Source organism: Chelativorans multitrophicus, from assembly GCF_011317445.1.
GTDB lineage: Bacteria > Pseudomonadota > Alphaproteobacteria > Rhizobiales > Rhizobiaceae > Chelativorans > Chelativorans multitrophicus.
Map to the genome: position 1 here is coordinate 75,738 of NZ_JAAAPL010000007.1, position 7,352 is coordinate 83,089.

The 7,352-nt window shown below is 66.5% G+C and carries 7 protein-coding genes and 1 pseudogene; 2 read left to right on the forward strand and 6 right to left on the reverse strand.

Features of this window, described 5'->3' with window-relative positions:
* Positions 1–148 precede the first annotated feature (148 nt).
* Together GNP00_RS21470 and GNP00_RS23635 are read right to left on the reverse strand one after the other, a co-directional pair.
* Positions 149–472: a DUF736 domain-containing protein gene (locus tag GNP00_RS21470; RefSeq protein ID WP_011578685.1), complete on the reverse strand. Its 324-nt coding sequence runs from the start codon at positions 470–472 to the stop codon at positions 149–151.
* A 396-nt stretch (positions 473–868) separates the two neighbouring features.
* Entirely contained in the window at positions 869–991 is a 123-nt protein-coding gene (locus GNP00_RS23635; protein ID WP_281352166.1) for a hypothetical protein, read from the reverse strand.
* Positions 992–1,383: 392 nt separating this feature from the next.
* Here GNP00_RS23635 and GNP00_RS21475 point away from each other — a divergent pair, with 392 nt between their 5' ends.
* The gene (locus tag GNP00_RS21475; protein ID WP_011578684.1) at positions 1,384–1,686 is read left to right on the forward strand and encodes a hypothetical protein; all 303 of its coding nucleotides are present in this window, start codon (positions 1,384–1,386) and stop codon (positions 1,684–1,686) included.
* Positions 1,683–2,021, forward strand: coding sequence for a type II toxin-antitoxin system PemK/MazF family toxin (locus GNP00_RS21480; RefSeq protein WP_011578683.1), 339 nt, complete (start codon positions 1,683–1,685; stop codon positions 2,019–2,021). Before GNP00_RS21475 ends, GNP00_RS21480 begins: the two co-directional genes overlap by 4 nt.
* Positions 2,022–2,123: 102 nt before the next feature.
* On the opposite strand, the gene GNP00_RS23640 is transcribed toward GNP00_RS21480, so the two are convergent.
* The 4 genes and pseudogenes from GNP00_RS23640 to GNP00_RS21495 all read right to left on the reverse strand — a co-directional run.
* Positions 2,124–2,255 carry a hypothetical protein gene (locus GNP00_RS23640; protein ID WP_281352167.1) on the reverse strand — a complete coding sequence of 44 codons (132 nt, stop codon included), beginning with the start codon at positions 2,253–2,255 and terminating at the stop codon, positions 2,124–2,126.
* A 114-nt stretch (positions 2,256–2,369) separates the two neighbouring features.
* On the reverse strand, positions 2,370–3,308 hold the full coding sequence (locus GNP00_RS21485) for a DUF2493 domain-containing protein (protein WP_011578682.1): 939 nt from the start codon (positions 3,306–3,308) through the stop codon (positions 2,370–2,372).
* A gap of 253 nt (positions 3,309–3,561) precedes the next feature.
* Positions 3,562–4,596, reverse strand: coding sequence for a DUF7146 domain-containing protein (locus tag GNP00_RS21490; protein WP_011578681.1), 1,035 nt, complete (start codon positions 4,594–4,596; stop codon positions 3,562–3,564).
* 13 nt (positions 4,597–4,609) lie between these two features.
* Positions 4,610–7,261 (reverse strand): annotated as a pseudogene (locus GNP00_RS21495) (strawberry notch family protein); the annotation flags it as partial.
* Between the last annotated feature and the right edge of the window lie 91 nt (positions 7,262–7,352).

Below are 7,352 nucleotides of genomic sequence, written 5' to 3' on the forward strand. Positions count from 1 at the left end.
CGTGCCGCCATGGTACGCTAGGAGGGACCGAGCAGAGCCGGTTGGGTGTCGGGTCCGGATGGCGGCGGCGGGCTCGATGCCCGTCGCCGCCATAACGAGCGCAAGAAGAGGGCCGGCCCCCGCGGTGGGGGCCGGTCTCGTCTGCGGCTCAGGCGGGCGGGTTCCACAGGATCACCTTCTTGTTGGGATCGTCGCCCGGCGCCGGGGCCACGTTGCCGTAGATCACGCCGAACTCCGGCGCCGAGAGCTTGACCGAGAGATACTCCTCGCCGGTCTGCTTGGAGATACGGTTCCAGCCGGCGCCGAGTTCGAAGCCGTTGCGGCGGGCGATGATGCGGACGTCTGGTGCTTCCTCGCTGGACTTCATCGCGTTGGGAACGAGGGCGATGGGTGCGTTGACGTTGAGGGTGGTCAGCGTGCCTTCGAAGCTGCCGTCCTGCTTGGCGGTGAGGTTTGCGATCGTGGTGGCCATGGTACTTCTCCGTCGGTTGCATCGGGACCATTCCCGATGGCGCCAAAGGAGAGGCCGGACTGCTGCGGGCAGCTCGGCCCAAATTTCTGCAAAATTCTATTTGCCGCAAAAAGCGGGCCCGCACTTTCCCCGAGCCGTTTGCGGCGAGGTCTTGGGAAAGTGCCTGGGACCGCACAAGGAACCGAAATCGAATTTTGCAGAAATTTGGGCCGAGTCTTACCCCTTCAGGGGTTGCCCGCATAAGCAGGCGGGCCTCTACAAAGGCGACACAAAGAGGGGATGGTCTCGTTGCGACCGAAACGGGAAGAACCACCAAGGCTACCATTGCTGACTCACGCACAGGCAGCGCAGTCTTCGCACCGGCGCGGTGATCCCTCACCGGACACGCTATCTCCCCTACCCCGCGCGATTTCCAGCGAGACGCCAGAAGACACCGCCGCCCAGCGCGCAATGGGTTTGAGCCGTCGCGCGCACCGCATCGCCTTCGGAGCTGGCTGGCGCGGAGGCCTTGTTGCTCATGCCGCCCCGCCGGTGCTCGCGATCTTTGGGGACGGGGCCTCCGCCGGACGATCCCGGCATGACGTTGAGCCTTGCACCCGCTCGTGCCGTGAAACGTCCGGCTCCCGATCCCGGGGCCGCCGCGCGCGCGAATCCGGACCCCCGCCGCAAATCGACCAATGGGATCGCAGTCGGTGTCGCAGGCTCCGCGCGAGGGACCGTCACCGAAGGCCGAGACGGCTTGAACCGGCTCGGGGAGCGGCGGTACGCCGCGAGTAGTGCCCGGCCGGCCGCAGGCCGGCGCGCCCAGTTCTCCCCCGCCGTTCTGTCCGAGTCGGCCGCGCATCGAGCTTGCGTAACACAGGAATGTAACTACATTATAGGTACATTATGCATCACAAGGAGCGCCTCTCATGCCACGGGCCAGCCAGCATCCGAAGGCCGACACATTCAATTTTCGGGTCGACCCCGCTCTGAAGGCGGAATTCACCCAGGCCACCGAAGCTGACGACAGGCCGGCGGCCCAAGTGCTCCGCGACTTCATGCGGGCCTATGTGGCGCGGCGAAACCGCAAGGTCTTCGAAGCCGAGGCGCAGCGGCAATCTCGTGCGGCGGCGGCACGAGCGCGATATCCACGCAGCGACGAGGCCGCGTCCCTGCGGGAGATGGAAGCCTTGTTCGATGAGGATCATTTCTCCGATGAGTGGAACGCATGAAGCGTGGCGATCTGGTGACGATCGCCGTCAGCGGCGACTACGGCAAGCCCCGTCCAGCGCTCGTGATCCAGGATGACGCCTTCGGCGAGCTGAGCGCCGTGATCGTCCTGCGCCTCACCAGCGAGATCAATGACTGGCCGCTGTTTCGGGTGACGGTCGAGCCGAGCGTGACCAACGGCCTGCGCAAGCGCTCCCAGGTGATGATCGACCGCGCCATCGCCCTGCCCCGCTCCAAGGTAGGGCAGGCGTTCGGCCATCTCGATGACGCCGATATGCTGGCGGTGAACCTTGCGATCTATCGCTTCTTCGGGCTGAGGGGCATCGGGCCGGACTGACCACGCTGCTTCGTTACGACCAAGGCGCTTTGCGCCTGAGACGTTCGGCCGCCCTTCAGAGGGCTGTATGCCAGGCGCCGAGATCGCGCGCAAAGCTGCGTCCTAGGCATCGGGCGCAAATTTGACGCCGGTCTCATTGAGGATGGCAACCTGCGCCGCCAGGATGCGGGCGGAGACTTGCGTCTGTGGATCGGGCTTTGCACTTGCATGTCCCCCGTGAACCAGTGCGATCATGCGTCGTAGCCGCGCTTTGCGTCGCGAGAGGTGGCCTTCGGCCAGTTCGGGCGAAGTCGGATTCGTCTGATCGAGATGTAGTCGAGGTGTCGCGCGGAGAAAGAAAGCGGCGCGTTACGCGCCGCTCTCCGCCGGCCGCCAGACGGGGATGCCGAGCTTGCGGGCCTTGTCGCACAAATTGCCGGTGATGCCGGAGCCGGGAAAGCCGATGACGCCCGCCGGCAGGATCGACAGCATCTCGTCATTGCGACGGAAGGGCGCTGCCCGATTGTGCCGCTGCCAGTCCGGCTTGAAGGCGATCTGGGCAACACTGCGATTGTCGGCCCAGCAGGCGGCGATGCGTTCGGCGCCGGTGGGGCTGCCGCCATGCACAAGGACCATGTCCGGGTGCCGCGCCTTCGACTTGTCGAGCGCGTCCCAGATCAGGTGGTGGTTCTCGTAGTCCTGCCCGCCCGAAACCACGATCTTGGTGCCGGCCGGCACCAGCACCTCGGTCTCGGCGCGGCGGCGTGCGGCGAGGAAGTCGCGGGAGTCGATGATCGCGGAGGTGAGATTGGCATGATTGACCTTGGAGCCGCTGCGCGGCCGCCAGGCCGAGCCGGTGAAGGCTTCGAACAGGTCCGCCGCCTCGTCGCGCATGAACTCGAACGCGTTGCGGCGCTCGACCATGGTGATGCCCTCCGCCGTCAGCCGCTCGAGCTCGACAGACTTCACCTCGGAGCCGTCCTGCTCTTTCTGGCTGATGCGCTGGGCGTCCTCATTGCGGTCGAGCTCGCGCTGGACGCGGTCGGCGCCCCGGTGGAAGAGGTTGACGGAGCCCCAGAGCACGTCCTCGAGGTCGGGTTCGAGGCGCGTGTCGGCGAAGCTGCCGGCGAGGGTTTCGAAGACGGCGCCGAGCGCTGCCCGGAGCATGGCCTCGTCGGGAAGCGGACGGGCGTCGGGCTCATCCGCGAAGGGTCGATGGCCGTAGAGCTGCAGCTCCTGGATGACGCGGTTGGTCGGGGAGGAGGCGTGATGCTGCTCGAAGGCGTCGTCGGTGATGGTGAGGTCCATGTTCGGTCTCCGTCGGTTGCGGCCGCGACCCTCGCGGCCTGACGGCGACCCCAGACCGCGCCCCGGATCGCCGGAGCCGCGCGCTTGCGCGCGGACCAGCGCAGCGCCGGGCGGCTTCAGCCGCCGAAGGCCGGGCCGGGGGGTGGTAGGGGTCGCGCTCTCGGCAGGCCGCGGGCGCGGCTCTCACCGCCGGACAAGAACCAGGGACCGGCTCCGCCGAACGCTCTCGGCCCCCTCGCCCCTTCCCGGCCCGTCAACCAGGCGGCAGGAAGCGGTCGGCGTCTGCGGGAAGGAGCTGGGGACGCAGCCAGCCCGCGAGCTGCTCTGGGCCGAGCCGGCGCAGGTCTTCGTTGAAATCCCCGAGCCTCGGCGCAAGCGCCAGCACGAGCAGGCCCGCCTCGCGGGCGCGGCAGCCGAGACGCTCGATGCCGTGACGGCCGGCCGCGTCGGCGTCGGCCGCGATGTAGACGCGCTCGCAGCCGGGCGGGAGCGTGAGGGCGGCGAGGTGGTTGGCCGAACTCGCCGCGATCGACGGCAGGTCCGGCATCACCATGCCGAGCGACAGCACGGTTTCGAGGCCCTCGCCGACGGCGAGGACCGGGACCGCCATGCCCGGCATGAGGCCGAAACGGACGCCGTTGCCGAGAAGCGCGCCCATGGCGCGGCGCGGATCTTCGACCGGCGCCTTGCCGTCGCCGTCTGGATCGAGCCAGGTGCGATGCACGCCGGTGATGTTACCGTCGGGCGCGGTGACGGCGGCGAGCAGCGCCGGGAAGATGCGTGTCTGTCCGGTCACCAGGTCGCGGTAGTAGCAGCCCGGATGGAATCGCAGCGCGCGTTCGCGCGAACCGCAGAGAATGCCGCGCGCCATGAGATAGCGATCGGCAAGCGTGCCGCGTAACGGTTGGCCCATGGCGAAGAGGCGCCGCGCCGCTTCGGGACGCCGCGGTGCAGCAGTGGACTCGACCGGGGGTCGGCTCGCCAACCGCTCGGGTTCCGGCAAGGCGAGGAAGCGACGGGCCTCCTCGGCAATAGGCCGAAACTCGGTGAGGCCGCGGGCGCCGGCAATGAGGTCGAGCAGATCACCGAAATCGTGGGGACGGGCCGCGTCCCGCCAGCGGCCCACGCGATCACCCTTGACGTGGACATAGAGGGAGCGCCCTTTCGAATTCGCGAGATCGCCGACGATCCAGTAACTGCCAGCAAGGTGGCCCGCCGGCAGATAGTGCCGGCAGACCGCCTCGGCGTGCTCTGCGAGCCGGGCGGCGAGATCGGATGCGGATTGCATGATCGACCTCCCCTCATGCGCGATCGGCGGTCGCGACCAGCCGATGGCGGTCCATGAGGCGGGCGAGGATGGCGGGACCCTCGGCCGAGCGTGGGATGAAGAACCGCGTCTTCCACGAAATCATCTCCGAGAAGAGCCCGATCGACTTGAGCCAGGCGGTCATGCCGGGCGTGAATCCGGTGAGCTCGACGCGGTAGTCGGACATGATGCGCATGCGGCGCAGGGTCAGCCCGCCGGCAAGTTCGATCACGGCTGCACCTGCCACCAGCATGTCCCAGATCTCGTCGGCGCCGATCACGATCGACTGGTCGACGCCGAGATTGCGACAGAACGTCGAAAGTTGCCCCGCTGCGATAGTGCGGCCGATGATGCGCTCGCCGTCATCGGTCTGGAGCCGATAGACCCGCCCGAACTCCTCCGGAAGATGCTTCCAGATCGGCAGCAGCAGTCCGGTGACGATATGCAGCGTCGCGCTCGTGAATTCCGGAAGGTCAGCGATTTCCGCGTTCCAGGCGGCGGCGAAATCAGCTTCGGTGGCAATTTGCCAATGGGACTCATCGAGGTGCCGGGTTTCGAGACGCATTTCTTCGGTCGGTCGGACGAGATTGACGCGGTCCTCGATGCTCCCGTCCTCGAGCATGACCGAGCGGGTCGGCACCATCACGGCGGCGCGCTCCGAGCGTCCGTTGACCATGAGTTTTGCGCGCGGATCGTGTCGGACCATCGCCAGGGCCGCCTCGAGCGTGGTCGGGCGTGCGCGCCGGCGGGATTGAATGGTCAGCAGATGCGAGGTCGCGTCGGTGCGGGCATGGGTGTAGATCAGCCGTCGCTCGGTGACGCGCATCGGGTCCGCTGTGATAGTCTCCACACCGACATCGTATATTCCGGCCGCGATCGCGCCCTCGACGCGCCGCGCGAGAAGTGCCTCGAACGCATCGAAGATAAGGTCCTGCATGGAGATGCGCAGCGCCAGCAATCTGTTGAGGAAGGTGGAAATGGGCGGCAGTTCATCGCGAAGGCCGCCCTCTTCGGTGACCAGGGACAGGCCGGTCGTCGATTGGAACGTCTCGAGCGAGCAGCCCTCGAGCTTGCCATCGACGATCACCCGGTAGAGCTGGCGCAGCGCATCGCGGGCATAACGGGATTCGAGATTGTCCTCGGGCCTGAACAGGTTTTGCCCGCCGGTCTGGCGCTGCCCGCGGGTGATCGCGCCGAGCGTGTCGAGGCGGCGGGCGATGGTCGAGAGGAACCGGCGTTCGGCCTTCACATTGGTGGTGATCAGCCGATAGAGGGGCGGCTGTTTCTGGTTGGTGCGTTGCGTGCGTCCGAGCCCCTGGATCGCGGCATCGGCTTTCCAGCCGGCCTCGAGAAGGTCGTGGATGCGGCGACGCTGATTCCTCGCGGTGAGGTCCGCATGATAGGAGCGACCCGTGCCGCCGGCATCCGAGAAGATGAGGATCTGCTTCGCGTCCTCCATGAAGGCACGGACTTCATCGAGGTTGGATGAGCCGGGCCGGTTTTGAACCGCAAAGCGTTCAATGCCGCCGCCGTCCGGCAGGCGTATGATGCGGCGCGAGCGGCCGGTGATCTCGGCTACGGCCTCGGTCCCAAAATGGTGGATGATTTGGTCGAGCGCGGTCGGCACGGCCGGCAGGCTGCCGAGTGTCTCAATCAGGCGATCGCGGCGCGCGACGGCCTCCCGGCAGAGCACCGGATTGCCGTCGGCATCACTCACGGGCCGGGACAGGATATTGCCCTCGCTGTCGGAATACTCCTCGTAGAGCTGCGTCGGAAAGGAGTTCATCAGGTAGGACAGACAGTTTTCCCTCGGTGTCACATCCACCTGGATGTCGTTCCATTCCTCGGTCGGGATTTCCGCCAGGCGCCGTTCGGTCAGCGCCTCGCCCGTCGAGACGATCTGGATCACCGCGGCGTGCCCGGCCTCGAGGTCGGCGGCGATCGCGCCGAGCAGGCTGGGCGTCTTCATCGAGGTCAGGAGATGATTGAAGAAACGCTGCTTGGCGGATTCGAAGGCTGATCTCGCTGCGGACTTGGCCTGACGGTTGAGCGTTCCGCTGCTGCCGGTGATGTTGGCGGCTTCCATGGCCGCGGTGAGGTTGTTGTGGATGATCTGGAACGCATCGGCATAGCTGTCATAGATGCGGGTCTGCTCGGCGCTCAGCTCGTGCTCGAGCACCTCGTATTCGACGCCGTCATAGGAGAGTGAGCGCGCAGCGCTGAGTCCCAGCGATTTGAGATCTCGCGCCAGCACCTCCATGGCGGCGACGCCGCCGGTCTCGATCGCGGCGACGAACTCGGCACGTGTGGCGAAGGGGAAATCGGCGCCACCCCAGAGGCCGAGGCGCTGTGCGTAACAGAGATCGTCGATCTCGGTCGCGCCGGTCGCCGACCCGTAGACGACGCGCGCGTCGGGCAGCGCATGCTGCAGGCGCAGACCCGCCCGGCCCTGCTGGGACGCGGCAACCTGGCCGCGGTCGGACTTGCCGCCGACGGCATTGGCCATGGCATGAGCCTCGTCGAAAACAATGACGCCCTCGAACTCGCTTCCCAGCCAGTCGAGGATCTGTTGCACGCGAGAGGCTTTGCCCTCGCGCTCGTCGGTGCGCAGGGTCGCGTAAGTGCAAAAGAGAATCCCCTCGTTTAGAACTGTCGCTTGGCACTTAATTATGAGAATGCCATACAAGCGATTCCAGATGCTTCGGCCGGCACATAATTTGAGAATTGGCAGTTAATTT